Source organism: Lysinibacillus sp. FSL K6-0057 (genome assembly GCF_038630885.1).
GTDB classification, from domain to species: Bacteria; Bacillota; Bacilli; order Bacillales_A; family Planococcaceae; genus Lysinibacillus; species Lysinibacillus fusiformis_F.
In genome coordinates, this window is record NZ_CP152047.1 from 4,149,202 (window position 1) to 4,175,594 (window position 26,393).

27 protein-coding genes and 1 tRNA gene are annotated in these 26,393 nt (G+C 37.9%); 2 read left to right on the forward strand and 26 right to left on the reverse strand.

Features of this window, described 5'->3' with window-relative positions:
- Window positions 1-6: 6 nt before the first annotated feature.
- The 8 genes from MHB40_RS20725 to MHB40_RS20760 form a co-directional block, all read right to left on the reverse strand.
- Window positions 7-1,191, reverse strand: coding sequence for a phosphoglycerate kinase (locus MHB40_RS20725; RefSeq protein WP_342533389.1), 1,185 nt, complete (start codon window positions 1,189-1,191; stop codon window positions 7-9).
- A 547-nt stretch (window positions 1,192-1,738) separates the two neighbouring features.
- Window positions 1,739-2,755 (reverse strand): type I glyceraldehyde-3-phosphate dehydrogenase, encoded by a 1,017-nt coding sequence (gene gap, locus MHB40_RS20730; protein ID WP_342533390.1) that lies wholly within the window; start codon window positions 2,753-2,755, stop codon window positions 1,739-1,741.
- Window positions 2,756-2,881: 126 nt separating this feature from the next.
- On the reverse strand, window positions 2,882-3,934 hold the full coding sequence (locus MHB40_RS20735) for a sugar-binding domain-containing protein (protein WP_205445415.1): 1,053 nt from the start codon (window positions 3,932-3,934) through the stop codon (window positions 2,882-2,884).
- A 174-nt stretch (window positions 3,935-4,108) separates the two neighbouring features.
- Entirely contained in the window at window positions 4,109-4,231 is a 123-nt protein-coding gene (locus MHB40_RS20740) for a hypothetical protein (RefSeq protein ID WP_255358808.1), read from the reverse strand.
- Between the two features lie 261 nt (window positions 4,232-4,492).
- Window positions 4,493-4,726 carry a glutaredoxin family protein gene (locus MHB40_RS20745; protein ID WP_342533391.1) on the reverse strand — a complete coding sequence of 78 codons (234 nt, stop codon included), beginning with the start codon at window positions 4,724-4,726 and terminating at the stop codon, window positions 4,493-4,495.
- 305 nt (window positions 4,727-5,031) lie between these two features.
- Window positions 5,032-7,305, reverse strand: coding sequence for a S9 family peptidase (locus tag MHB40_RS20750; RefSeq protein WP_342533392.1), 2,274 nt, complete (start codon window positions 7,303-7,305; stop codon window positions 5,032-5,034).
- A 148-nt stretch (window positions 7,306-7,453) separates the two neighbouring features.
- Window positions 7,454-8,203 carry a TPM domain-containing protein gene (locus MHB40_RS20755; RefSeq protein ID WP_342533393.1) on the reverse strand — a complete coding sequence of 250 codons (750 nt, stop codon included), beginning with the start codon at window positions 8,201-8,203 and terminating at the stop codon, window positions 7,454-7,456.
- Window positions 8,203-8,784 carry a LemA family protein gene (locus MHB40_RS20760; RefSeq protein ID WP_342441533.1) on the reverse strand — a complete coding sequence of 194 codons (582 nt, stop codon included), beginning with the start codon at window positions 8,782-8,784 and terminating at the stop codon, window positions 8,203-8,205. Before MHB40_RS20760 ends, MHB40_RS20755 begins: the two co-directional genes overlap by 1 nt.
- A 133-nt stretch (window positions 8,785-8,917) precedes the next feature.
- Here MHB40_RS20760 and MHB40_RS20765 point away from each other — a divergent pair, with 133 nt between their 5' ends.
- Window positions 8,918-9,532: a spore coat protein gene (locus MHB40_RS20765; RefSeq protein WP_205445425.1), complete on the forward strand. Its 615-nt coding sequence runs from the start codon at window positions 8,918-8,920 to the stop codon at window positions 9,530-9,532.
- Window positions 9,533-9,619: 87 nt separating this feature from the next.
- Here the strand turns inward: MHB40_RS20765 and MHB40_RS20770 are convergent, their stop codons facing one another.
- From MHB40_RS20770 to MHB40_RS20785, 4 genes are all read right to left on the reverse strand, one after another.
- Window positions 9,620-10,342 (reverse strand): amino acid ABC transporter ATP-binding protein, encoded by a 723-nt coding sequence (locus MHB40_RS20770; protein WP_205445427.1) that lies wholly within the window; start codon window positions 10,340-10,342, stop codon window positions 9,620-9,622.
- Window positions 10,339-11,049 (reverse strand): amino acid ABC transporter permease, encoded by a 711-nt coding sequence (locus tag MHB40_RS20775; protein ID WP_205445428.1) that lies wholly within the window; start codon window positions 11,047-11,049, stop codon window positions 10,339-10,341. The genes MHB40_RS20770 and MHB40_RS20775 overlap by 4 nt, the downstream gene beginning before the upstream one ends.
- Before the next feature lie 87 nt (window positions 11,050-11,136).
- Window positions 11,137-11,934: a basic amino acid ABC transporter substrate-binding protein gene (locus tag MHB40_RS20780; protein WP_205445430.1), complete on the reverse strand. Its 798-nt coding sequence runs from the start codon at window positions 11,932-11,934 to the stop codon at window positions 11,137-11,139.
- A gap of 498 nt (window positions 11,935-12,432) precedes the next feature.
- A tRNA-Arg gene (locus tag MHB40_RS20785) sits at window positions 12,433-12,507 on the reverse strand.
- 305 nt (window positions 12,508-12,812) lie between these two features.
- On the opposite strand from MHB40_RS20785, the gene clpP reads away from it, so the two are divergent.
- Window positions 12,813-13,403 (forward strand): ATP-dependent Clp endopeptidase proteolytic subunit ClpP, encoded by a 591-nt coding sequence (gene clpP / locus MHB40_RS20790; protein ID WP_004228025.1) that lies wholly within the window; start codon window positions 12,813-12,815, stop codon window positions 13,401-13,403.
- A 54-nt stretch (window positions 13,404-13,457) separates the two neighbouring features.
- Here the strand turns inward: clpP and MHB40_RS20795 are convergent, their stop codons facing one another.
- The 14 genes from MHB40_RS20795 to MHB40_RS20860 form a co-directional block, all read right to left on the reverse strand.
- Window positions 13,458-13,715: an HPr family phosphocarrier protein gene (locus tag MHB40_RS20795; RefSeq protein ID WP_004228023.1), complete on the reverse strand. Its 258-nt coding sequence runs from the start codon at window positions 13,713-13,715 to the stop codon at window positions 13,458-13,460.
- Window positions 13,716-13,827: 112 nt separating this feature from the next.
- Window positions 13,828-14,775, reverse strand: coding sequence for a DNA-binding protein WhiA (whiA, locus tag MHB40_RS20800; RefSeq protein ID WP_004228019.1), 948 nt, complete (start codon window positions 14,773-14,775; stop codon window positions 13,828-13,830).
- A 65-nt stretch (window positions 14,776-14,840) separates the two neighbouring features.
- Entirely contained in the window at window positions 14,841-15,836 is a 996-nt protein-coding gene (locus tag MHB40_RS20805) for a YvcK family protein (protein ID WP_205445432.1), read from the reverse strand.
- Window positions 15,837-15,840: 4 nt separating this feature from the next.
- On the reverse strand, window positions 15,841-16,734 hold the full coding sequence (rapZ, locus tag MHB40_RS20810; RefSeq protein WP_054549566.1) for an RNase adapter RapZ: 894 nt from the start codon (window positions 16,732-16,734) through the stop codon (window positions 15,841-15,843).
- A gap of 9 nt (window positions 16,735-16,743) precedes the next feature.
- Complete coding sequence (locus MHB40_RS20815; RefSeq protein ID WP_342441534.1) at window positions 16,744-17,211, reverse strand: 8-oxo-dGTP diphosphatase; 468 nt, start codon at window positions 17,209-17,211, stop codon at window positions 16,744-16,746.
- A 348-nt stretch (window positions 17,212-17,559) separates the two neighbouring features.
- Entirely contained in the window at window positions 17,560-18,504 is a 945-nt protein-coding gene (trxB, locus tag MHB40_RS20820; RefSeq protein WP_205445435.1) for a thioredoxin-disulfide reductase, read from the reverse strand.
- Window positions 18,505-18,666: 162 nt separating this feature from the next.
- Window positions 18,667-20,190 carry a tetratricopeptide repeat protein gene (locus tag MHB40_RS20825; protein ID WP_342533394.1) on the reverse strand — a complete coding sequence of 508 codons (1,524 nt, stop codon included), beginning with the start codon at window positions 20,188-20,190 and terminating at the stop codon, window positions 18,667-18,669.
- A gap of 90 nt (window positions 20,191-20,280) precedes the next feature.
- Complete coding sequence (hisIE, locus tag MHB40_RS20830) at window positions 20,281-20,898, reverse strand: bifunctional phosphoribosyl-AMP cyclohydrolase/phosphoribosyl-ATP diphosphatase HisIE (RefSeq protein WP_342533395.1); 618 nt, start codon at window positions 20,896-20,898, stop codon at window positions 20,281-20,283.
- Entirely contained in the window at window positions 20,895-21,656 is a 762-nt protein-coding gene (gene hisF, locus MHB40_RS20835; RefSeq protein ID WP_342533396.1) for an imidazole glycerol phosphate synthase subunit HisF, read from the reverse strand. The genes hisIE and hisF overlap by 4 nt, the downstream gene beginning before the upstream one ends.
- Window positions 21,650-22,282 (reverse strand): imidazole glycerol phosphate synthase subunit HisH, encoded by a 633-nt coding sequence (gene hisH / locus MHB40_RS20840; RefSeq protein WP_342533397.1) that lies wholly within the window; start codon window positions 22,280-22,282, stop codon window positions 21,650-21,652. Before hisH ends, hisF begins: the two co-directional genes overlap by 7 nt.
- Window positions 22,279-22,878 carry an imidazoleglycerol-phosphate dehydratase HisB gene (gene hisB / locus MHB40_RS20845; RefSeq protein ID WP_342441539.1) on the reverse strand — a complete coding sequence of 200 codons (600 nt, stop codon included), beginning with the start codon at window positions 22,876-22,878 and terminating at the stop codon, window positions 22,279-22,281. Before hisB ends, hisH begins: the two co-directional genes overlap by 4 nt.
- 4 nt (window positions 22,879-22,882) lie before the next feature.
- Entirely contained in the window at window positions 22,883-24,157 is a 1,275-nt protein-coding gene (gene hisD, locus MHB40_RS20850; RefSeq protein ID WP_205445445.1) for a histidinol dehydrogenase, read from the reverse strand.
- 37 nt (window positions 24,158-24,194) lie between these two features.
- Window positions 24,195-24,830, reverse strand: coding sequence for an ATP phosphoribosyltransferase (gene hisG, locus MHB40_RS20855; protein WP_342533398.1), 636 nt, complete (start codon window positions 24,828-24,830; stop codon window positions 24,195-24,197).
- Window positions 24,823-25,995, reverse strand: coding sequence for an ATP phosphoribosyltransferase regulatory subunit (locus MHB40_RS20860; protein WP_342533399.1), 1,173 nt, complete (start codon window positions 25,993-25,995; stop codon window positions 24,823-24,825). The genes hisG and MHB40_RS20860 overlap by 8 nt, the downstream gene beginning before the upstream one ends.
- Between the last annotated feature and the right edge of the window lie 398 nt (window positions 25,996-26,393).

Here is a 26,393-nt window from a genome sequence, read left to right on the forward strand (position 1 = left end):
ATTAGCTTATTTATCGTTTAGTGCTACAATCCCTGGAAGCTCTTTGCCTTCCATTAATTCTAAGGAAGCACCTCCACCTGTAGAAATATGATCCATCTTATCTGCTACTTCAAATTTTTCAACTGCCGCTGCCGAATCACCGCCACCGATTACCGTGTAGCCTGCAGTTGTTGCCATTGCATCAGCAACTGTTTTTGTGCCGTTTGCAAATTTGTCCATTTCAAAGACACCCATTGGCCCATTCCAAATGATTAATTTAGAGTTTTTAATAACTTCTGCATAGTTTGCAGCTGTTTTTGGTCCAATATCTAGACCCATCCAATCAGCTGGAATAGCATCTACATCAACGATTTGTGTTTCAGCATCCTGTGAAAATTCATTTGCCACAACAGCATCGACTGGCATATGTAATTGCACGCCTTTTACTTTTGCCTTTTCAATAAATGACTTTGCTAGTTCAATTTTATCTTCTTCTAACAATGATTTACCGATATCATGGCCTTGTGCCTTAATAAATGTAAAGGATAAACCTCCACCGATAATTAAGTGATCTACTTTCTCTAACAGGCTTTCAATAACACCAATTTTATCTTTTACTTTGGCACCACCAATAATGGCTGTAAATGGATGCTCAGGGTTAGACAAGGCTTTACCTAGTACATCTAATTCCTTTTGCATTAGGAATCCAGATACAGCTGGAATATGCTTAGCAATTCCTTCTGTAGAAGCATGTGCTCGGTGGGCTGCACCAAAAGCATCATTGACATAAATATCTGCTAACTGAGCAAATTGCTGTGCTAATGTCGGGTCATTTTTCTCTTCACCAGCATGGAAGCGTACATTTTCAAGCAGTAGAATATCTCCATCTTGCATGTTTGCAACGGCTTCTTCCACCACTTGCCCAATGGATTCATCAAGCTTCGTAACAGGCTTGCCCATTAATTCAGCTAAGCGAATGCCAACAGCTGTTAAACGCATGTCTTCTTTTACTTCACCCTTTGGACGACCTAAGTGAGAAGCTAGAATAACTTTAGCACCCTGCTCTACTAAATACTCAATTGTAGGAATAGCTGCACGAATACGTGTCTCATCCGTAATAGCACCATCTGCCATTGGCACATTAAAATCTACACGTACAAAAACGCGTTGACCCTTTACATCAATATCTTTCATTGTTTTCTTATTTAACATGAAGAAACTCCCTTCAAAATTTGTTTTAGTCTTACACCCTTGTGTTTTACCCATCTTGGCTCTACACCATGCTTACTAAATTGAAAAGTCATTTTGGTACTTTTTCAGGGTCACTATCTAGTGTGATTATGATTCTCCAACTTTTGATAATGAACCCTAATACTTGTTTTTATAGTAGCAAAAGTTACCTTCTATGTCTTGCAATCACCATGTATCAATTACGCCTTAGCGTAATTGCGTCCAGATTTTTTTCGAACTTGCTCTAAAAGCTCCTCTTCAAAATCTGTGACATCTGCTGGGGCTTTTATCTTGATTCAGTCTGTGTTTGGACACTCACTGAATCAAAGAGAGCAATTTGTGTATTCATCTCACCACTTATAGAGGTGGGCGTTTTCTGCTGAATTTAGTTAAAAAAGGAGTAAGGGTTATCCCTTACTCCCAATACCCTTGTATATTATATCTATTCGATATTATAAAGGCTATACTTTTTGTGCATAAAAAGCAGTAATATGTCACACTTTTTACTCAAAATGTCGAAATATGATACTTATTTATGGTTTAATCCTTGTTCGGCAATGTATAAAGCTAGGTCCATTAAGCGAGTAGAGTAACCAATTTCGTTATCGTACCAAGCTAAAACCTTCACCATTTTGTTTTCTAATACCATTGTTGAAAGACCATCTACAGTAGAAGAATGATGGTTACCGTTATAATCGATTGATACTAATGGTAGCTCATTGTAATCTAAAATGCCTTTTAATTCATTTTCAGAAGCTTCTTTTAATGCTGCATTAATCGTTTCTTTCGATACATCTGCTTTTAGCTCCACAACTAAGTCAACACATGATACGTTAGGTGTTGGCACACGCATAGAGAAGCCATCTAGCTTACCTTTTAATTGTGGTAATACTTTTGAAACTGCTACTGCTGCACCCGTTGTTGTTGGAATCATAGAAACCGCCCCAGCACGTGCACGACGTGGATCAGAGTGTGGGAAGTCTAGAATTCGTTGGTCATTTGTATAAGAGTGAATTGTTGTCATCATACCGCGTTCAATGCCAAATTTCTCATCAAGCACTTTAGCTACTGGTGCAAGACAGTTTGTTGTACAAGAAGCATTGGAGATTACATCATCAGTTGCTGGGTTATAATCCTCATGGTTTACACCCATAACAAATGTAGGCATTGCCCCTTTTGCTGGTGCCGATAGAATGGCTTTTTTCGCGCCTGCTTCAATATGCTTGCCTACTTCTTCCATTGAACGGAATCGACCAGTACATTCAAGCACTACGTCTACGCCTAATTCGCCCCATGGTAATTGTGTAGGATCTTTTTCAGCATATACTTTTACACGTTGGCCATTTACTACGAAAGAATCTTCATCTGCATTGACTTCAGCATCATAGATACCGTGTACTGAATCATATTTCAATAAGTGCGCAAGCTGACCAGCATCTGTTAAGTCGTTTACGGCTACTACTTCAATTTCATCATGCTTCATTGCCTCACGAAATACTAAACGTCCAATACGTCCAAATCCATTAATCGCTAATTTTAATGCCATTGTTAATTCCTCCAATAATGTGTATTGTCTGTCTCTATGAATAGAGACATCAAAATTTACTTTATGCTCATTCAAAAAGTGTTCTAGCACTTTCTGAGATCGAGTGACATGTTTGATACTTTACCATCATTCAAGATGCTTATTTTCTATAGAAGATAATTGGGCAGCAATTGCTTTGGCTGCTGCTTCATCTGTTACAAATATGGTTTGCTTAGGCGCTACTTTGAAATAAGAAAGCATTGCATTGACCTTTTGTTTTCCTGCTGCAACTGCAATGACTTGCTGGCTATTTTGTACCTGCTCAAGTTGAATACCAATCGTACGTATACGATGAACAATTTCACCATTAGCATTAAAATAATAGCCAAATGCTTCACTTACAGCGCCTTTCTCCTCAAGAATTCGCAAATCCTCTGGAGATGAATTACGACGAATCGCCATTTCCTCTGCGGAGCCAATCCCGTGAATGACGCAATCTGCTTGATCGTAGAATGCCATCATTTCTGTTACCATCGGCTCTGTTAACATCGCTTGATAAGCTTGCTCACTTAAATGCTCTGGTAAAAATAAAGTACGGTACTGTGCCTCCATCTGCATGGCAAATGTTGCAACAAGTGTATTGGCCTGCATTTGCATTTCATGTCCAATCCCACCGCGTGCAGCTACAAAAGTGATATCCTTTTGTCCATCTAGAGGATGTAAAAACTGTGCAAGAGAGGCAACAGATTTTCCACCAGTGACAGCTACTACTTGCTCATCAAAAGCAGTCGACATAAATTGCAATGCTGCTTCTTTGCCTAGCATGGTCAGGATTGTATGATCCTCATTGTAATCACCAGGAACTACGACTACACGCTGGATGCCAAAATGGTTTTCGAGCACTTTTGCAAGCTGTGTTAAACCAGACCATTCGTAAACGATGACTCTTAATTTTTCAATGACTATTTCACCATCATCTGTACATACCATACCCGACTTTTGCGCATCTAATAACCCTTGTTCACGTAAAATATCAGTTTCTTTACGTATTTCTCTTTCTGTCATTTTCAGTGAATCGGCTAGCGCACGTCGTCCGATTGGTTGCATAAGTTGAACGGCTTGCAAAATTCGATATCTTGATTGCAGAAGCGGATACATTTCAGGAAGTAGCCTTTGCTGTGCCTCTGGAACAGTTAACATATCTATCTACTCCCTTAATTAATAGTTGTGGGTTTATTTTTATCCCACTCAATTATTTTGCGTCCCACTTATGCTTTTATTATAATATGCATTGTTTTAAAGTGCAAGTAGTTGAATTGTTTATATTCAAAAAAGCCTCATAGCCATCAACATGGCTACGAGACTTTTTTGTACTTATTTGGTGAAAGATAAAATCGCGTTCTTTTTAAAACCTTCTAAAGCTTTTGTTGCTTCACTTTTATTTGTAAATTCAAAAATACGAACATCCTTTTTCTCAAATACTGTAATAACCCACATTGTAAAATCTCCCTTCACATCATTCATTTTTGTAATATAACAACCACTAAAATTTGTGATACATTCGCTGAACTGTTTTATAACAACTTCTTACTTGATACCTATTCTACTCCGTTTTTTATGAAAAGAAAGTCTAATGTGAAGGTCTTCACAAACTGTTCAAATTCAAAACGCTTTCATTGAACAATTTGTGAATTGTGTGAATTACAGCTAACAATAGAGTCATTTTTTCCGTTAATAACCTTTTATACATTCAGTAAATTAACTGCCTAATTGCTCCATCAAGGTGGCATAATCTAAATTACCATACTGGATTACGACACCATCCTTTTCAACTACAGGAATCATTAGCATATATTTTTCATGTATGCGATCATTTTGCTCAATATCAATCACATCAATTTCAAAGGGAACATCTTCCTGAACAAGCTTTAATGTCTGTAATCCTTCTACACATAAAGGACAATTTGCCCGACTAAAAAATTTAATCTTCATAGATAGCACCTCCCATCTTTATTATAAACGAAAGTACAATGAAGTTATGGCTACTATTCATTGACGATTTATATTTTGATGGATGACGCCTCTAGAATGTTTTTACCAGAATTTAAAAAGCATAATCTTATTCGTTTCAGTATTTCTCAAGTGGATGAACAATAAATTTATAATGGTATTGAGAAACAGGCTCTGTATATTTCTCCATTTGATCGTAAGAAACGCTAGACAAACTCTATTCACCTTATGTAATTAAAAAGGCATTGATTGTGAGCAAGCTACACATCAATGCCTTTCGTTTCAGATTAATTTAAATGACTATCGAAAAATTTCACCATGGCATTATAGAATTCAATTCTATTTTCTTCGTTAGCGAAGCCATGTCCTTCATTATCTTTTAGCATGTATTCTACATCCACACCTCTAGCACGTAAGGCTTCCACAATTTGATCGGATTCTGCTTTGTTCACACGTGGGTCATTTGCACCTTGAGCGACAAATAATGGTGTTTTGATTTTATCTGCATGGAAAACAGGTGAAACAGCTGTTAATAATTCTTTGTCCTTCTCTGGGTGACCTACGCGCTCATAAAACATGTTACGCATAGTTTCCCAGTAAGGTGGGATGGTATTTAATAACGTGAATATGTTAGATACCCCTACATAATCAACTGCTGCAGCATATAAATCAGGCGTATACGTAATACCAGCTAATGTTGCATAACCTCCAAATGATGCACCATAAATACCGATGCGATCAGGGTCTGCAATGCCTTGGTCAATTGCCCATTGGACACCATCTGTAATATCATCTTGAATTTTCAGACCCCATTGCTTATTTCCAGCTTGAAGGAACTCTTTACCATATCCAGTTGATGAACGGAAATTCACCTGTAGCACTGCATAGCCACGATTAGCTAACAATTGTACTTCTGGATTGAAGCCCCACATATCACGTGCCCATGGTCCACCATGTGGATTGACAATAAGAGGGAGATCTTTCACTTCTTTATTTTTCGGTAAAGTTAAATAGCCATTAATTGTTAAACCATCTCGGCTCTTATAAGAAATTGGATGCATTTCAGCAAGTTCATTCGGATTTAACCAAGGACTTAAAGTGGCCAATTCTGTTAATTCATCTGTTGTTGAATCGTAGTAATAATATTTTCCATAGACAGTATCACTTGAAACACTCACAATAAATTTTGTCATTTCTTTATTGTAATCGTTGATACCAAGCTCACTTTCATGCACATTCAGCTTGCTTTGAATTTTACGGAAAAGCTTTTCAAAGTTCTCGTCAAAGAATTGATAATGTGGTTTATCTGTTATATATGCACCATATAGCAATTTATCGTGTTCAGCACTATATAAGACACCCGAAACATCTACTTGATCATTAGACATAATGACTTCTTCATTACCTTTTAAGTCGTATTTCACCACTTCTACTTTGTCTCTACCTTTATTTGATGTAGCATAAATGTATTGATTGTCTTTAGAAAATGCTAGTGGCATTACTTCATCGCCAGCTTCCATTTCAATAAATGGCTTGAATTCATCCTTTTCCGAATCTCTATAAAGAATCGTTCCTTCCACACCATCTGAAGCTACGGCAATTCGCACATTTCCATTGCGATCTGCTAGCCAGCTCGTAATATTACCAGGATTTTTTGCAACATGAGTTGTTTCACCAGTCTTTACATTCAGCTTGTAGACATCAAAAACTGTTGCATCTTCCTTATTCATCATGATAAGTATTTCATCTTTAACACCTTGCAGACCACTTAATATGCCAACTGTGACGTTTGGATATGGTGTTAAATCTTTTTCCTCAGCGCCATTAAATGTTGTAGAATAAATATGGAAGTTTTCATCTCCACCTTTATCCTTTAAATATAGTAAATTATTATCTTTCCAGAAAAATCCTGCAACATCACGATCTTTTGAATTAGAAACACGAACGGGCTCACTATCATCATTCATCTTTTTCACGAAAACATTGGATCTGTTCTCCCAAGCAGAGGAAAAAGTAATGTAATTGCCATCAGGTGAAAGTTCATAACCAAAGTTCCCAGGATTCTTCATAAAGTCTTCAACTGAAATTTCCTTTACACCTTCATGATTGGAACCATTTTTTTCTTGTTTTGCATTGTTTAAAATTTTTACTGCATCTTGTTTTGATATTGCTTCACTACTTAATGATAAGCCATTAAATAAACCAATTTTATTGGCTTTCTCTAAATACTCAGCAAGTGAAGCCTCCTTTTCTTCTTTATTTAACGCTCTTACTAAAATTCGAGCCGCTTCATCATGTTTAATCGTCAAACTTAAATCTGTGAATTCCCCAGCCTTTACCCATTTATCAATAATTTGTTGACGCATTGAATCTGAGCCGTGCTGGAATGTTAAAGTTGTTACAGCTAAATTCAAAAATTCCTGCGCTGTCAATCGTTCTTCTTGTGCTATCACGGTGCTAGTTGTTTCGTTGGCAGCACGAACTTCTTGCATTGTTGCAGGTATAACGACAGAGGTTGTTAAAATAATTGCTAACGATGCGGATAAAAATCTTTTTTTCAAAAATGATTCCTCCCTATATCAGTTTACGTTATATCGATTGTCGATATATTTAAATTATAACAATTCTAGCATTATTGTCAATAATTGAGAGAATTTAATTGATTCATAATGAAAGCGAACTAAACTAATTAGTTCGCCACTACCCCTATTAAAATTTCCGGCTTGCTCCTCCGCCGGCGGAAGATCCTCCACCAAATCCGCCAAAGCCACCTCTACTTGAACGCCCTCCACCAAAGCCACCTGGATAGCCTCCATAGCCTCCACTGCGAGGACCTCCGCCGCCTTTCGAAAAGAACGAATAAATAATAATGACAACGATAATGATTAAGATAATTAACCAAGTGGGCATGTCTTCCCCTTCGGTTGTATGTGCTGGTAATTCACCGTTCCAATTATACTCTTGGGCAACAGCTCGAAAAACTTCAGTATAGGTCGCTTGAAAAGCTTGATCTAAATTACCCGTACTTGCCGAAGGATAAAAGGCATTATCTAAAATGCGTCCTAATTTACCATCTGGTAATGCTCCTTCTAAGCCCTGGCCCACAGCGATTACAACGTCGTTATTCCCTTCCCCTTGACCAAAAGTAGCTAAAATCAAGACACCGTTATTTTTCTCCTTATCACCTATGCCCCATGACCGAATCAATTTTGTTGCATACATCTTTGGCTCTTGTCCATGAAGACTATCAACTGTGACTACCATGATTTCAGCACCCGTACCTTGATCCAATTGCTCTGAATAATGATTTAACTCTTCTTTGACATTCGCTGAAATTACATTGGCAAAGTCATGTATATACGTATTTTTCATGGGTGACGGCATAGCTGCTTTCGTTATATCCGAGAAAAAAAGAAGCACCGAACAAACGATGATCATCTGTACAATGCAACGTTTCATTAATGTGTACCTGATTGACTAAAGTTGATAGATGGTGCTTTGTCAGCTCCTGCTGCGGCTTTAAAGTATTCTTTTTGTTCGAAGCCAAACATCCCTGCCATCAAATTACCAGGAAAACGTTTAACATGTTTATTGAATTGCTGCACCTCATTATTGTAATCCTCACGTGCTACCGCCAGGCGATTTTCAGTACCTGCTAGCTCATCCATTAACTGACGGAAGTTTGCATCTGCTTTTAAGTTTGGATAATTTTCCACAACGACTAGTAAACGACTAAGAGCGCCCGTTAATGCATCATTGGCGACAGCTTGCTCCTCTGGTGAGCTTGCACTCCCCATTTGGGCACGCGCCTCCGTAATACTCGTTATCACCTCTTGCTCATGATTGGCATAGCCTTTCACAGATTCCACCAGATTGGGAATCAAATCATAGCGACGTTGGAGCTGATTTTCAACTTGTGCCCATTTAGAATCAACATTTTCCTCGGCTGTCACCAGGCTATTATATTTAGGTATGAATAATAAGGCGATTACAACAAGAATAATGACAATTATTCCAATTGGTCCAAGCAACTTTTTCAATTTTTAGCCTCCTTGACTTGCTTTTCCTTCTATCATTAGTCTACATTTTTACCTTTACATTTATACCGTATGAAATTGAATTGACTCGACATACTAAATACTGCAACAAAAAATTATTGAGGAGGCGTTTTTTTTGTCACAATCGTTTTACAACGAATCATCCAATCAAACAAATTTCAACCAACAGCATAGCCTAAATCATGGTGGCCATGAAATGATGGACATGCATGAAACAATTGGCGAAATTATTGCAGGTATGAACCAAGCCATTATTTTGCGTCCCCATGTAAAAGACCCTGAATTACTCAACATTTTGGATCGTCAATATAATTTCACTCTAGGTATGTATAATACAATCGTAGAGTCCTTTAAAACAGGGCACGATCCATCTGTTCCAACAGGACGTTACCAAATGGAAACAGGAAATGACTTCAAATATGGCTTAAATCCTGGTCAACCGAAAAAGCCAATGCAAAATGCTAATGAAATAAATGATGAAGCCATTTCTGGATTCTTACTTGGTGCTCAAAAAGGCGCAGCAAAATGTATGACAACCGCTGCGTTGGAGACAACAAACCCTGTTGTTCGTCGCGTTGTTGCAGATAGTATTCCTAACTGCATTGAAATGGGATACGAATTATCCATTTATCAAAATAAACACGGCTATTATCAGGTGCCTCAGTACTCCCAACAGGATATGCAAACGATGCTAAATGCATACGACACAACATCTAATCCCCTTCATTAAATAAGAACAGTCCATGGTGAATACTCATCATGGACTGCTTTTTTTAGCACAAAAAAGCGAACGAGCATGTCGTTCGCTTTTTCAGCTTTATAAAACTTTTCCTAAAAACGCCTTTGTTCGATCGCTTTGTGGATTGCCGAATAGTTCCTCTGGAGAACCTTCTTCTACGATATAGCCTCCATCCATAAAGACTACTCGATCGCCTACTTCACGAGCAAAGCCCATTTCATGCGTCACAACCACCATTGTCATCCCTTCAGCCGCTAGGTTTTTCATAACATCTAGCACCTCTTTTACCATTTCAGGGTCAAGTGCTGAAGTTGGCTCGTCAAATAAAATAGCTTTTGGCTTCATCGCTAAGGCACGAGCAATTGCCACACGCTGCTGTTGACCACCCGATAGCTGCTCAGGATAATTATAGGCCTTGCTGTCGAGTCCAACTTTTTTTAATAGCTCATGTCCTAGTTCTTCTGCGTTTGCACGACTCATTTTACGAATTTGCATAGGTGCCATCGTGACATTATCGATAACAGTCATATGCGGGAATAAGTTAAATTGTTGAAACACCATGCCCACTTCTGCACGTATTTCATTGATATTCGTTTTAGGATCATTAATCTTTACATTTTCAATATAAATAGCACCATCTGTTACTTCTTCTAACATATTAATGCATCGTAGAAATGTACTTTTTCCTGATCCAGATGGCCCAATGACACAGACAACTTGTTTTTCTTGAATTTCATAATCGATTCCTTTTAATACTTCAAGCTTACCAAAGTACTTGTGTAGGTTTTCAATTTTTATCATCTTGCTTCCCGCCCTTCTACCTTAGCTTTACGAGGGACATAACTATTGCTAAATCGTTTCTCGATAAATGCTACAACTTTCGTTACACCATATGTTAAAACTAAATACAATAATGCTGCAACGATATACGGTTCCCAGAAGCGGAAGCTTGCACCAGCTACTACCTTACTAGCATATAAAATATCTGGTGCGGCAATAACTGTTACGAGTGAAGAATCTTTTAATAATGCGATGAATTCATTCCCTAATGGTGGGATCATACGTCTAAATGCTTGAGGTAAAATGACCTTACGCATCGCTTGGTTATGTGTTAACCCAAGAGAGCGTGCAGCCTCCATTTGCCCTTTTGCAATACTTTGAATCCCTGCACGGAAAATTTCTGCATTGTAAGCAGCACAGTTTAAAATAAGCGCTGTAATCCCCGATACCATATAACCTAAAGAATGACCAAAAATTGTTGGAATAACTGCTAAGTGAATTAACAAGATTTGTACAAGCATCGGTGTTCCACGGAATAAATCGATATATAGTTTAGATGGCCAATAAATCCATTTTTTACTCGATAATTTTCCAAGACCTAAAAATAGCCCTAATAGAATACCGCCAAAATAACCACTAAGTGTCAAAATAAGTGTTACGCCAATACCTCGTATAAACATATCTCGGTAGTTCCAGACAATGTCCCAGCGTAAGTCAAAGATGTCCATCCGAAAACCCCATTCCCCTTTAAATTACGAATAATAAATGAGCCGCTAGCAAAATTACTATGTTAGTAGCATCATGTCATTCATTTGTTACTCAAAATCAGTGCCCGTAATTTCTTTTAATTTACCGTTTTCTTTAATCTTTTTAAGACCTTCATTTAATTTATCTAACAATTCTTTATTCCCTTTTTGAACCATGAAGCCATAGTATTCTTTATCGAATGCGTCATCTTCAATTACTTTTAGTTTTTGATCTGGATGAGCTTTCATATATTCATAAACTACCGCATTATCTCCGATAGCTGCATCAACATTACCATTTAGCATCTCTTGAATCGCGATTGGCTGACTTTCAAATGCCATAATATTTGTACTTGCTTCCCCTTGTAGCTTTTTCGCCGCCATATGACCAGTAGCATTAATTTGTACTGATACTTTTTTATCTTTTAATTCATCAAGAGATTTGATTTTTGAATCCTCTTTCACAACAATTAATAATTGAGACTCATAGTATGGTTCTGTGAAATCAAATGATTCTTTACGCTCTTCAGTAATTGTGATTCCTGAAGCTCCGATATTTGTTTCACCATTTTTAATTGTTTGGAAAACTGGTTCCCACCCGATATTATTCCACTCAACTTCAAAGTCCATTTCATCTGCAATAGCTTGTAAAATATCGACATCAATCCCTACAATTTTCCCTGAATCGTCAACAGATTCAAATGGTGCAAAAGTGGCCTCAGTACCAACTTTGTATACTTTCTTGCCATCTCCGCCGTCTTCTGAAGGTGTACTACCAGAAGAAGCATCATCTTTTGTACCACATCCTGCAAGTGCTAATGTTAAAGCTGCGATAATCATCAGTAACATCCAACCTGTTTTTTTCATTGTATTTCCCCCTAGTTCGATAATTTTCCAAAATACGTATTATTTTTCGCAATTCGGAAATGTTAGACTATTAGGTCAATTATATTAACAATATAGTATTTAGACAACAACTTTTCGCATAAAACTAAATATTTTTTCATATAAATTTATAATTAATTCATATAATTTGAAAAAACATGTATAAATCACAAGAAATTAAACCTAAAACTAATATATATACAATGAGAACCATGCCAAATTTCGATAAATTTAGGCAAAAAAAAAGAATCCCCTCAGATAGGATTCTTTTTTTCGACTATTGCTAGTCTCACGTACAGTATGTTCACTAAAAAATAATTTGGAGTTATTGCTTTTTTGAAGGTTTGAAAGGAATAAATAGGGGAATAATGCCAACTAGGACAGTATTCACGTTATTCTTCCTCTCGATCTCCAGTAAGCAGGCTGCTAAACTACTTATTAGGAGATGAGCTATTACAGTATATCAATTCATCAGTAAAATGGCGCCCTCGGAGGGAATCGAACCCCCAGTGCAAGAACCGGAATCTTACGTGTTATCCATTACACCACGAGGGCAAAAGACACAAAAAAAAAGTACTCACTCTAGGCTTACGAAAAGCATGATGTAGATAACCCTCATTTGAAGCATACCTGCAAAATAGTGTCCTGTACTTTAAACTTATAACCTTAATTATTATACAAGCCCATCCTATATAATTCAACCATAGAATGCAAAAACAATTTATTTTTTTTAATTTCACTTTAGCAGGGTTAATATTTGACCTTCCCTGACTATAATGTGTATGATAAGGATACAGCTGAAATACAAAGGAAATTTTCAGTAAAGGTATTCGAATTTAGCTTTTTAAGGAGGATTTAACATGAATTTAATTCCTACAGTTATTGAACAAACAAGTCGTGGTGAGCGTGCATATGACATTTATTCACGCCTACTTAAAGACCGTATTATCCTTTTAGGAAGTGCCATTGATGACAATGTTGCTAACTCCATTGTCGCTCAGCTTCTTTTCCTACAAGCAGAAGATCCAGATAAAGATATCTCACTTTACATTAACTCACCTGGCGGATCCATTACGGCTGGTATGGCTATTTATGACACAATGCAAATTATTAAACCACAGGTACAAACAATTTGTATTGGGATGGCTGCATCAATGGGTGCTTTCCTACTTGCAGCTGGTGAACCTGGTAAACGTTTTGCTCTACCAAATGCTGAAGTGATGATTCACCAACCACTAGGTGGTGCACAAGGTCAAGCGACAGAAATTGAAATTGCTGCTAAACGTATTTTATTCTTACGTGAAAAACTAAATGGCATTTTATCTGAACGCACAGGTCAACCACTTGAAGTCATTGCAAGAGACACAGATCGTGATAACTTCATGACTGCTGAACGTGCAAAAGAATATGGCTTAATTGACCACATTATGCATCGTAGCGATAATAAATAAAAAATAAAAGGCATCACAGATTTGCTCTGTGATGCCTTTTGTGTTCAATGAATGTTAATCTTCATTTTCAATAATTGTTGCCAATGCTGTAACCGCTTGCTCAGCATCGTTACCTTCACTACTTAAAGTAACTTCAGTACCTTTAGCAACAGCTAAGCTCATGACACCCATAATGGATTTGGCATTTACTTTTTTCTCATCTTTTTCTAGAAAGATATCAGCACTAAAACGATTTGCTTCCTGCACAAATAGTGCTGCTTGTCTAGCTTGTAGTCCTAATTTTAATTTAACCTGGACTCTTCTCTCAATCATTCTCAAAACTCCCCTTCACTACCGTTCATCTATTAGTTTTATCTTACCTCACTTACTAGCAAAAGAACAATAAGCGATTAGCATGACATTCATACCTGAAAAGTATGATAACTTAACCACCTATTTTTTCACCGCGCCTTAATGCATCAGCAATCTCATCAATTTTTCTCAATCGATGGTTGACACCTGATTTACTAACCGTTCCACTAGATACCATTTCACCAAGCTCTTTTAATGTCACATCTTGGTATTCTACACGGAGACGTGCTATTTCACGAAGCTTCTCTGGTAGTTGATCAAGACCAATTGAATTTTCAATAAATCGAATATTCTCTACCTGCCGTAATGCTGCACCAATGGTTTTATTTAGGTTGGCTGTTTCACAGTTTACAATACGGTTGACACTATTGCGCATGTCTCGCAATATGCGAACATCTTCAAATTTCATCATAGCCTGATGTGCACCAACAATATTAAGGAAATCCGAAATTTTTTCTGCTTCCTTTAAGTAAGTCACAAAACCTTTTTTACGTTCGATTGTTTTGGCATTGAGTTCAAATTCATTCATCAAATCCATTAATGCTTCACCATGCTCTTTATATAAAGAATACACCTCTAAATGATAAGCTGATGTTTCTGGATTATTGACAGAACCTCCTGCTAAAAATGCACCTCTTAAATAAGCTCTTTTTTGGCCACTCTTTTGAATGAGCTTTCTTGAGATCGTATGGTTAAATTGAAAGTCGTCTGAGATGATTTCTAAATCAATTAACAGCTCACGCGCACCTTCTCTTACACGGCATATATACACATTATTTTTTTTCAGTCGCATTTTCTTACGAACCAGTAATTCCACATTGTACGGATACAATTTTTTCATAATCGTATATAGTCTTCTGGCAATTGCAGCGTTTTCGGTTTGCACGTCTAAGCTTAGTTGTTTATTTGCAAAGGATAATGAACCATTCATACGAATTAGGGCAGAAACTTCTGCTTTCATACAATGATTGTCCGCTTCTATTTGTGTTAACTCTTTTTTTGTTTCAGAAGCAAAAGACATATCACGCCCCCCTTTCAATCCTGATTTCTATGTATATGTTCATCTTACCATATACAATAAAGCCATTATGTTTCTATTATTGGTCCTCTTACTTTTTGATGGTAAATATCAGCATAATCTACCAGCCATTCTGCAACATTCGCAGCATTATGCCGAACCGTGCCATCTGGACGAATTGTAGCAATGTCTCGTTTAATAACTTCTAATCCCATGCTTTCAAGCTTTGCTACGTCAAATGTCACTGGTTCCGCTCTTTCTTCTTTATACAGTTCTTTTACAGGGTTAGGGAGTTCTTCATCATTTACTAAAATGGAATCGATAAAGTCATGGCCAACATGCTTATGTATAGCTGTTACATGATCGCCTGCTGTATAAGAAATGGTTTCACCCTTTTGTGTCATTAAATTACAAACATATATTTTTCTTCCTTTAGCCTTAACAACTGCTTCTCCTATCTCCTTAACAAGCAAATTCGGAATAATGCTTGTATACAAGCTTCCTGGTCCTATTAAAATATAGTCGGCACGAAGTATAGCACGAATAGCTTCTGGTAACGGTTGCACATTTTCAGGTACTAAAAAAACGCGATTAATGCGTTTTGTCGCTGTCGGGATTTTTGATTCGCCCTCAATAATTGAACCGTCCTCAAGCACAGCATGTAAGGCGATTTTTTTATTAGCAGCTGGTATTACTCGACCATGAACTTTTAAAACCTTTCCCATCTCACTAATAGCATGACTGAAATCTCCAGTAATGTCAGTGAGTGCCGTAAGCATTAAATTCCCTAAGGAATGACCTCGTAAATCTTCAGATGCTGAAAAACGATATTGAAACATTTGCTCTACAAGGGGCTCAATATCTGATAATGCTGCAATTACATTGCGTACATCCCCAGGTGGTGGAATATCATAATCATCACGTAAACGCCCTGAAGAACCGCCATCATCTGCTACTGTCACAATAGCAGTAATATCAAATGGGTGGTGCTTCAGCCCGCGAAGTAACGTGGAGAGCCCTGTGCCACCACCAATTACCACAAGCTTTGTTTGCTTTTTCCCCATTCACTCATTCCTTTCTACGATTAATATCACGATGCGTAATAACCGTATTTTCCTTGCCCGCAAAATATGCCCCAAAAAATTCTGCTAATGTCACGGAGCGATGCTGGCCCCCAGTACAACCAAAAGCAATAACAAGCTGTGATTTGCCCTCTTGTCGATAGAGAGGAATCATAAAGTCTAATAAATCCGTTAGTTTTTGTATGAGGATTTGCGTGTCTTCCAAAGCTAAAACATAAGAAGATACCTCTGTTTGAAGACCCGTTTTTGGACGTAGCTCCTCCACATAATATGGGTTTTTAAGAAAACGAACATCAAACACTAAGTCCGCATCAATCGGCATACCATGTTTAAAGCCAAAGGACATAATGTTAACGGTAAAAATAGTATCTGCCTCACTCGCAAATTCTTTGACAATTTTTTCACGCAATTGCTTTGGTTTCATATTAGATGTGTTATAAACAAAATTAGCACGGCCCTTTACTTCAGATAAAAGTACTCGTTCCTGTTTAATTCCATCTAGAGGTAAACCGTTCACTGCTAATGGATGGGCACGTCTTGTTTCTTTATAACGTCTGACTAATGTGGCATCATCTGCATCTAAAAATAAAATACGAGCAACAATATCGCCTTCTTTTAGTATATGGTCCAATGCGCCAATTAGAGCATCAAAAAAGTCGCCTCCGCGCATATCCATTACTGCCGCAATTCGGGTACTATTTTTACCAGAATCTCTCAGTAAAGTTAAAAAAGTTGTAAGTAACGCAGGTGGTAAATTATCAATACAGTAATACCCTAAATCCTCAAAGCTTTGAATAGCTACAGTTTTTCCAGCCCCAGACATTCCTGTAATAATAACCAATTCATGTGTACTTTGTTGGCCTTCAACCACCACTGTCATGCAACTCCTTTATTGTTCTTTTGAAATTTGTATTTTCTGATGAAGTAATTCAAAATTCGTTGTATAGTCAAACGTGCCATACTGAATGCCTGATTGCGAAACAGCAAATTGTAAATTAGTTCGATCTCCTTCAGCCATTGGCAAATGTGCTAAATCCTCTACTGGGTGCCATGCAAGCTTGCCTTCTCTTGTTTCTTCGAATGGTATACCTTCTACATCCTTTGCAACAAATGTATAGAGCATCCATTCATCCACTACATCATTGTTTTCTTTAATGACCATCGTATAAACACCCTTTAAATGAACATGTAAAGGTGTAACATTTGTCTCTTCTTGAAACTCACGTAAAGCAGCCTCAAAGATTGACTCGCCGCTCTCCATTTTCCCTCCTGGCGCTACATACCAGCCTCGTCTTGGTTTCTGAAGTAATAATACTTTACCGTCTTTTACGGCAATTAAATTTGCAATTCTTTGCATAGGCACACCTCTAATCACTTTTGCATTCTACTCTTCATTATAACAAGACCTTGTAAGATTTGTCCTCATTTACAACTCTTGTACGCAGACAATTAACAATTTAGTTTTATTCAAAGATAACCATTTTATCTTGGGCGAAATTTACGTTTTTCCTGATAGGATTATTTGATTTTTTACACATAAAAAAGTAGGTTGCTCCCACCTAATGGAGGCGGAAACAACCTACTAAACAAAATAAAAGGGGGATTGCTAATTACATTTTTAATGATACACCTTTTATATGTCATACAAGTTACAGCAATATTAAAACCACATTAAAATTGTATTTTTTACCTTAAAATAGCCATGTTAGGCATTAATTTTCTCTAATAACTCTTCTACATAATGTTGAACAGCTTGCGCGGCAATACTACCGTCACCAGTTGCTGTTACAATTTGACGAAGTGATTTTTCACGAACATCTCCAGCTGCAAAGATACCTGGGATTTTTGTTTCCATCGTGTCGTTTGTCAAAATATAGCCAGCATCATTTAAAATGCCTAATGACTCAAATGGTTTAGTTAAAGGTAACATACCAATATAAACAAAGACACCATCTGTTGCAAATTCAGATTCCGTACCATCGACAGTTGATTGTAGCGTTACACTGCCAACTTTACCATTTGCTTCATTGATTTCTTTTACAGTTGTATTCCAAATGAAATCAATTTTTTCATTGGCAAAGGCACGATCCTGTAGAATTTTTTGTGCACGTAATTTATCACGACGGTGGACAATTGTCACCTTATCAGCAAAGCGAGTTAAATAGACACCCTCTTCAACAGCCGAATCTCCGCCACCTACGACAACTAGATTTTTTTGTTTAAAGAATGCACCGTCACATACTGCACAGTAGCTGACACCGCGGCCACCAAGTTCTTTTTCACCAGGCACGCCCATTTTTTTATACTCAGCACCAGTTGTAATAATAATGGCACGTGTTTTATATTCTTTTGCACCTGATTTAATTGTTTTATATTCTTCTCCATCGATGATTTCCGTTACATCACCATAGGCATATTCAGCACCAAATTTTTTAGCATGCTCAAACATTTTTGTAGAAAGCTCTGGTCCTAAAATTGTCTCAAAACCTGGGTAGTTTTCTACTTCTTCTGTGTTTGCCATTTGTCCACCAGGGATACCACGTTCAATCATTAATGTTGACAAATTCGCACGAGATGTATAGACAGCAGCAGTCATCCCAGCAGGACCTGCACCAATAATTACTACATCATAAATTTTTTCTTCCGACATAAATACTTCCCCCTAAACAGAATACTTTTTATCTTCATTCAACCAATAAGTGTAACGTCATCTATAGAAGAAGATCAATGACGCTAAGGAAAAATTGGTGATAGCGTTAGTATGTTCATCGTATGTGAAAGTATAAAGTTATTCAACTATGTTGCTCACACATTAATTATGACTGTTTGGCAAAAACGTTAAGATTTCGTCAATATACTTCGATAAAGTAGATACCGATACTCCATATTGCTGTGCAATTTCCTTTTTTGTCACTTTGAGCATTTGTGAAGATCTGAATAAATAATCATTTGCTCCTGCAATTGCTGTTGGATTTGTAAAACGATAATTTTCTACTAAAGCTTGTTCACATAGCACAAACCACATTTGAAACATCGGGACAATTAATGATGATAGCTTTCCATATTGTTCTAATAAAATTTCTGAGACCTGTACTGCCCGTAAAAAGCTTGCTTCTACTTTTTTTTTCTTATCAAATTCATGTCCAAGTGCATAAGCCAAAAACAATTTCTCAAAAGAGCCTAATTGTTCGATATCAATCCATTTCGGATGGGCGATAATTTCTTGCTTATGCGCTGTACCTTTCAGTAAAAACAAACCAAAAATGCGCTCACTTGTATACGTGCTCTCTAATTTTTCAACAATAAAATCACGGTCATGCTCCAACGCATCAAGTCCAAATTCATTTTCTTGTTGGCGCCAAGGTTCGAAGCCCTCTTTGTCTGGGTCTAGCTCTAGAAGCTGATCCCACGCACTTTTCGAAATTTCCTCATGACCTGAGAAATAGGCAGCATGTGACAACCAAAAGTAAAATCCTGCATCTCCTAAATAGCCTCTCTTTTGCATACTGCGCAACCATTTATAGGCTAATTCATACTGTCCGATTAAGGCTAATGTCGCACCAAGTTTATAACGATGCTCCCATGTATAGGGTTGAATTTTAACAAGGACATTTAACAGTTCTTGTAAATCCTCTTCATTTTTTTCATAATACGCAATCACCGTTAAATTGCATAATGCATGTAGATTGCCCTTATTTTCACGTAGCACTGTATGCAAGAGCGCCTTAGCTTGCTCTTCTTCTCCAACATAAAAATAAGCGAGTGCTAGATTATTATAGGCTGACCAAAATGCTGGTCGATCTTCAATTAAATCTTCTAAAATAGTAATAGCTTCTGGAAAATCTCCCTTTTCCATACAACGACGAGCTTGTTCCTGACGATATAAATCCTCACCAGATCCTTCAAGCTCTTCAAAATCATCTTGCTCAAAAGCGACAAACTCTAATATTTCTGCTGCTTCATCAGCATAAGCACCCTCAGGTTCTAGCTTTAAATATTCTTCTGCAAAGCGTTTAGCATCATGCATGATGCCCACACATCCTGATACTTCTGCCATATAAAATATGATTTCTGGATTATCTGGATCAAGTTGATAGGCACGACGAAGCAGATCATACGCTTCCTCAAAACGTTGACCTTCTAACTCTACTATGGCTAACTGCAAGATAATCATTGGATCGTCGGGACTTAAATCTACCGCACGCTGTAAATATTTATAGGCTTTATTCATTTGTCCACTGTTCATTGCTTGAATTGATTTCTTATAATAATAGTCGCCTGTTGGAATGAACGACACTATATTCGATTGAGTCTCATTTTGACGTTTCTTTTCCAATATATTTCCTCCGAAACAAGAAATAAGGAACGTATTTTACGTTCCTTTACACAGTAATTCCTATTATACCACACAATCAATAATATGCTGTTATTTCTCCTCGTGACGTTTTTCCAACACATGTAGAACATCATAAATGCTTACTTTTTGTTCTTGTAATAGTACTAGGAGATGATAAATTAAATCAGCTGCCTCCCATTTTACTTCCTCTGCATCTCGGTTTTTAGCACCAATGACTACCTCTGTTGCTTCTTCTCCAACCTTTTTACAGATTTTATCGATGCCCTTATCAAATAAATATGTAGTGTAAGCTCCTTCTGGCATTTCTTGCTCTCGCTTTTCAATGACACGAGCAAGTTTAGAAACGATGTCCACAGAGCCGACCTTCTCTTTTTGCTGTATAACCTCAGTGAAGCAAGAAATTGTACCATTATGACATGCTGGCCCCGTCGGTAGAACCTCCACTACTAACGCATCTTGATCACAATCTGCTTTGATTGACACTACTTTTTGTGTATGACCACTTGTTGCGCCCTTATGCCAAAGCTCTTGACGGGAACGAGAGTAAAACCAAGTTTCCCCTGATTCAATTGTTTTAGCTAATGACTCTTTATTCATATAAGCTACTGTTAATACCTCTTTTGTATTGGCATCTTGTACTACAGCTGTAACAAGGCCTCTCTCATCAAATTGAATGTTCTCTATCATCTTACTGCCACTCCTTTTTCACGTAAGTATTCTTTTACTTGCGCTACACTTGTTTCTTTGTAATGGAAAATGGAGGCTGCTAGTGCAGCATCTGCATCTACCTCATGTGCTAATACTTCGTAAAAATGTTCGGCATGCCCCGCTCCACCACTAGCAATCACAGGGACTGTCACAGCATCACGTACTGCTTTAGTTAAGGCTAAATCAAAGCCAGATTTTTCTCCATCTTGATTCATGCTTGTTAATAAAATCTCACCAGCTCCTAACCGTACAGCCTCTTTTGCCCACTCAATGGCTGACCAAGTTGTTTTGTTGCGTCCACCATGTGTATAAACCATCCATGTGCCATCTTCTTCACTATAGCGAGCATCTATTGCAACAACGATACATTGTGCACCAAAAAAATCAGAGCCTTCCTGAATAAGAGCGGGCCGCTCCAACGCAGACGTGTTCACGGATACTTTATCAGCACCTGCACGTAATATACGCTTCATATCATCCAATGTACGAATGCCTCCGCCAACAGTAAAGGGTATGGCAAGCGTAGCTGCTGTTTGACGAACAACGTCTACCATCGTTTCTCGACCTTCATGTGAAGCAGAAATATCTAAAAATACAAGCTCATCTGCTCCTTGTTCATCATAGAACCTCGCAAGCTCCACTGGATCTCCTGCATCTCGGATAGAGACAAATTGTATACCTTTTACAACACGACCTTCTTTCACATCAAGACATGGGATAATACGTTTTGTTAGCATGCCTTCACACCTTTCAGCCATTGCTCTAATAAATAAACACCTAATTCTCCTGATTTTTCAGGGTGGAATTGCATGCCAGTCACTGAACCATTTGTCACAATACCAGGTACTTTAATGCCGTAGTAATCCGCATAGGCAACAAGCTCTGATTCTGCTATATCTGTTGCATAAAATGAGTGAACAAAATAGACATGCTTCGCTGATACTTCATTATTTAACCAGGCAGGACGATTTGTCACAATTAGCTCATTCCAACCCATATGTGGCACTCGGTATGCTTGGCCTTCCTGGATACCACTAAAGCGTTTAATGCACCCCTTGAAAAAACCTAGCCCTTTTGTTGAGGTTACTTCATCACTTTGCTCAAACAATAATTGCATACCTAGACAAATTCCCAAAAGAGGACGGTTTTCGCTTTGTGCCTTGTGTAAATATTGATCTAATTTTGTTTCTGCTAAACGCTTTCTGGCATCAGGGAATGCGCCCACCCCTGGTAACAATAGGGCATCTGTTGTATCTAACACCTTCTCATCAGCCGTTACAATAACTTCACAGCCTAGACGATTTAATGCCTGTTCCACACTAAATAAATTGCCCATACCATAATCAATGACACCTATTTTCACGTTAACAGCCCCTTAGTCGATGGTACGCCTTTCACACGTGGGTCAATTTCCACTGCAGCATCAATCGCACGTGCTAATGCTTTGAAAATCGCCTCAATAATGTGATGTGTATTTTGTCCATAGGGTACAATTACGTGAACATTCATTCGTGCCTCAAGGGCAAATTTCCATAAAAATTCATGTACTAATTCTGTATCAAACGTTCCTACTTTTTCTTTTAATGTTGGCACACGGTACTCTAGATGAGGGCGATTTGAGCAATCTACCACCACCTGAGCGAGTGCGTCATCCATCGGTACAAAGGCGTTACCATAGCGTTTTATGCCTTTCTTATCACCAAGTGCTTCTCGAACAGCTTGTCCTAAGACAATACCAAGATCCTCTGTTGTATGGTGATCATCAATATAGGTATCACCATTTGCATGTATTGTGCCATTAAATAATCCATGCTTGATAAATAAGTCAAGCATATGGTCCATAAACCCCACGCCTGTTTGAATATCTGCCTTACCCTCGCCATCTAAATCAATTGCTACTGAAATTTGCGTTTCATTTGTTGTGCGCTCTATCTTTGCATATCGTTTCTTTTCTGTCATCGTCCTATTCCTTCTCCCATCCACGTGATTCCACTGCACGGGCATGGCCCTCTAAGCCTTCCATACGCGCTAGACGTGCAATTTTTGGTGCATTGTCTTTCCATGTTTTTTCACTATAGTAAACAATACTTGATTTTTTCACAAAATCATCGACATTTAAGCCACTTGCAAAACGAGCCGTACTATTGGTTGGTAGCACATGATTCGTCCCTGCAAAATAATCACCAACTGGCTCAGAACTATACCGACCTATAAAAATACCGCCAGCATGTCTTATTTGCTCAGCTAGCCCCTCTGCATTTTCTGTCACAATTTCTAAATGCTCAGGTGCCAATGAATTAATGGCCTCCACTGCATCTGACAACGTTTCAGCTACATAAATTACCCCAAAATTTTCTATGGAAGCACGAGCTACTTCTTGACGTGGTAGGTTCAGCAATTGCTTCTCTACTTCCTCAGCTACTTTTTTGGCTAATGACTCTGAGGTTGTGACAAGGATGGCGCAGGCTAGCGGATCATGCTCTGCTTGTGATAATAGATCTGCAGCAATCTCATCAGGATAGGCTGAATCATCAGCCAGCACAGCAATTTCACTTGGTCCCGCAATCATATCAATCGCTACTTCTCCAAATACCTCACGTTTGGCAAGTGCCACAAAAATATTTCCTGGACCTGTAATTTTATCAACTGGGGAAATTGTTTCTGTGCCATAGGCAAGAGCTGCAATGGCTTGTGCTCCACCAACTTTATAAATTTCATCAATCCCTAAAAGGTGAGCCGCCACAAGGACACCTGCTGGTAGCTTCCCATTCTGCCCTGCAGGGGAAGTAATAACAATACGTTTCACCCCTGCAACCTGTGCTGGTATCACATTCATCAATACAGATGAAGGGTAGGCTGCTGTGCCACCCGGAACATATAGTCCTACTGCATCTAAGGCTGTCACCCGTTGACCTAGCCAAGAACCATCTCCCAGTTCTAATCGATAACCTGAACGTATCTGTTGTTCATGATAAAAACGGATATTTTCCGCAGCTTCCGCTAAGTCCTTATAGAGTTGTTGATCAAGTGCATTTACTGCTTCCTGTATTTCTTCTTCAGAGACACGGAAGCTCTCAGGTACATAACCATCCCATCTCTCAGTATAGGTACGTAATGCTGCATCACCCTGTGCCTTAACATCTGATAGCACCTGTCGCACAACTTTTATCTGTTCCTCATTTCCCCCTTCAAGTGGTCTTTTTAAGGAAATGCCTTTTTCAAGTTTTGTTATTTTCATAGGATGAATCCCCTTTAGTCTATGTAGCTAAAAATGATTACTTTTTCTGCTCATTCACACATTTCTTTAATCGCTTCACGAGGTCAATAATACGCTCACCTTTCATACGATAACTTACTGGGTTTGCAATTAGTCGAGAAGAGACAGAGGTAATAAATTCATATTCTACTAAGCCATTTTCTTTTAATGTACGACCCGTAGAAACAATATCGACAATTCGATCAGCTAAGCCAATCATTGGTGCTAATTCAATAGAACCGTTAAGCTCGATTATTTCCACTTGCTCTCCAATGCCTTTGTAGTACTTCATTGCAATATTCGGATATTTCGTAGCAATTCTAGGTGCAATCTCATTCATTGAAGTGTTTGGTAAGCCTGCAGAAGCGATATAGCAATTACTAATTTTCAAATCAAGTAATTCATGCACCTCTCGCTGTTGCTCTAACAAAACATCCTTCCCAGCAATACCAATATCAGCTACACCATGTTCAACATAGACAGGAACATCCATTGGCTTTGATAAAATAAAGCGAATTTTTTCCTCGGGTATTTCAATCATTAATTTACGTGACATCTCTACTTCTTCAGGTAAATTAAAGCCTGCCTCTAACAACATTTGATATGCCTCTTCAAAGATTCGTCCTTTGGGCATTGCAATCGTTAATTCATTCACCGCCAACTTCCTCCTGTCCAACTACCACCACTTCTGTAAAGTATGCTAAAAAGGCCGCTTCATCGACTAGACTACTACGTAACTGTAAAGTAGCTAATTTTCCTGCTGCTCGTAATGTTTTAACCTTTAGTAAAGCCGCCTCAAATTGTTCTTCCTCAAAAAGTACAACGGTTGCTTCCTGTCGTTTCTCTGTTTGCCCATTTAAAGTTTCTAATAAACGATCTACTCGAATACTAAATCCTGTAGCACCAACTTTCGAACCAAATACCTCTAACAGGCCATCATAACGGCCTCCATTTCCTAATAAAAAGCCACTTCCTACAGCAAATACTTCAAAAAGCATGCCTGTGTAATAACTCATATGACTCGAAAGTGTGAAATCAAATGCTACATAATCAGCTAAGTCAGCCATTTCCAATAGTTGAGCAAGCTGTTGCATGTATTCTAATGCATCATTTTTACGGACATATTTTTCAATATCTCGGATATCTTTAACATTCATGGCTTCTTCAATAAATTGTAAGAGGGCATCAGATTTTGCTTTTGGCAGGTCAAAAGACTCCACCGCTTCTTCAAACCCTACATAATTTCGTTGGACAAGCAATGTTCTAAGAATTGTTTGCTGTTCGATACTCTCTGTGTAATCTTGTAAAATGCAATTTAGTATGCCAGCATGTCCAATCGTGATTTTAAACTCTTCTAATTTAAAATGCTTTAATAGCTCCATTGCCGTTACAATAACTTCTGCATCGGCAAATACGGATTGATCACCTATTAACTCAATTCCCATTTGATCAAACTCTGCTGGTCTTCCACCCTCTGCTTCCTGAGCTCGAAAAACGCTCGCGAAATAGGCAAGACGTAGGGGAATCATTTCTTTCAATAATTTTGATGTAGCTACTCGAGCAATCGGTGTAGTCATATCAGGTCGTAGCACTAACGTGTTTCCTTGGCTATCCACTAGCTTAAATAAATGAGCATCAGCAATAGCCGAAGCCTTCCCCACTGTATCGAAATACTCCACAGCAGGCGTTTTAATAAACTCATAACCCCTTTTATATAAAAAGTCTCTGCCAGCATGTCTAACAGCTTCAACTTTCTCATAGATTTGCGGAAATGTATCGCGCATTCCAAGTGGTTTTTCAAACATTTTTATTGACGACATATGGACACTTCCTTACATTTCACTTTAACTCACTAGAGTATTAGAGAATTAGATTATGAAAGAATTTTAACTTATTTCAATTAAACAGTCAACGCTATCCTTATTAATTATCAAAATCTTTAAATACTTATTATTCCGTTAATTATACACATTAAGTAGAAAAGAATTACATAAAAAGCATGACTCATTTCTCTTATAATTTGACAAAATATTTTACTGAGAATGAGAATGTGTCTAAAATGTGACAAATCAATTATTAATCACTTAAAGTATTCGCTAAAAAATTGATAATGATTCTCTCTTAACAAATCATTATTAAAAATAAAGATTTATCAATAGACTATTCTCAATATAGAAATTGATAAATTATCTCAGAATAATTATTTTTCATCTCTCAC